The following is a 642-nucleotide window of genomic DNA, read 5'->3' as shown; positions in this document are numbered from 1 at the left end:
TACTAAGAATGCATCAGACATCAGTACCTTGAATACGACTGTAACGAACCAAGGTAATGAAATCACAACACTGAAAGGTGGTTTCAATTTACAAACCAATGGTACGAATACAGGCGCAATTAAAGCAGGTGATACTGTTGACATCGGTGTGGCTGATCCAACAGATAGCAACTTAACAGCAACCAAGACAGGTAATAATGTTGCATTTGCTTTAAGTAAAGACTTGACTTTGGATAGCGTAACGACTGGCAACACTGTGATGAACAATGCAGGCATTACGACAGATAAAGTGACTGTTGGAAATGTAATCATTGATAAATCAACAAACAAGATCAGTGGTATTGAAGCAGGTACAGACGTTAAAGATGCTGTAAATAAAGGTCAGTTAGATGCTTTAGCGGCACAACAAACAACGACTGACAATGCCGCAGTTAAATACGATGATGCAACAGCGAAAGACAAAGTGACGTTAGCTGGTGCAACTGGTACGACATTGACAAATGTTAAAGCAGGCGATGTTTCAGCAACTTCTACTGATGCGGTAAATGGAAGTCAATTATTTGCAACGAATCAGAATGTAGATAAGAACACTTCTGATATCGTGACAAATGCGACAAACATTACTAAGAATGCATCAGACAT

The 642-nt window shown here is 39.3% G+C and carries 1 pseudogene; it reads left to right on the top strand.

Going from position 1 to position 642, the window contains the following annotated elements:
• Positions 1 to 642 (top strand): annotated as a pseudogene (locus tag IO68_RS0117110) (hypothetical protein); the annotation flags it as partial.

It is taken from the genome of Acinetobacter sp. COS3, assembly GCF_000475335.1.
Lineage (GTDB): Bacteria > Pseudomonadota > Gammaproteobacteria > Pseudomonadales > Moraxellaceae > Acinetobacter > Acinetobacter venetianus.
This window is presented reverse-complemented; position numbering and strand designations above follow the sequence as displayed.